1 protein-coding gene is annotated in these 536 nt (G+C 66.8%); it reads left to right on the top strand.

The annotated features are described in order from the left end of the window. A partial coding sequence (locus ACV22W_RS33590; protein ID WP_448023836.1) for an AMP-binding protein occupies positions 1-536 on the top strand: 536 nt, incomplete at both ends.

Below are 536 nucleotides of genomic sequence, written 5' to 3'. Positions count from 1 at the left end.
GTGTTCGAAGGCGTGCCGACCTGGCCGGACGCCGGCCGCTTCTGGAAGATGATCGCCGATCACAAGGTCACGGTGTTCTACACCGCGCCGACCGCGATCCGCTCGCTGATCAAGGCCGCCGAGGCCGACGACAAGGTCCATCCGAAGAGTTACGACCTGTCGAGCCTGCGCATCATCGGCACGGTTGGCGAACCGATCAATCCGGAAGCGTGGATGTGGTACCACAAGCACGTCGGCCAGGAACGCTGCCCGATCGTCGACACGTGGTGGCAGACCGAAACCGGCGGCCACATGATCACGCCGCTGCCGGGCGCGACGCCGACGGTGCCGGGTTCGTGCACGCTGCCGCTGCCGGGCATCATGGCCGCGGTGGTCGACGAGACGGGGCAGGACGTACCGAACGGGCAAGGCGGCATTCTCGTCGTCAAGCGTCCGTGGCCGGCGATGATCCGCACGATCTGGGGCGACCCGGAGCGTTTCAAGAAGAGTTACTACCCGGAAGAACTCGGCGGCCGGCTGTACCTCGCCGGCGACGG

This window comes from Burkholderia sp. AW49-1 (genome assembly GCF_053427845.1).
This window is presented reverse-complemented; position numbering and strand designations above follow the sequence as displayed.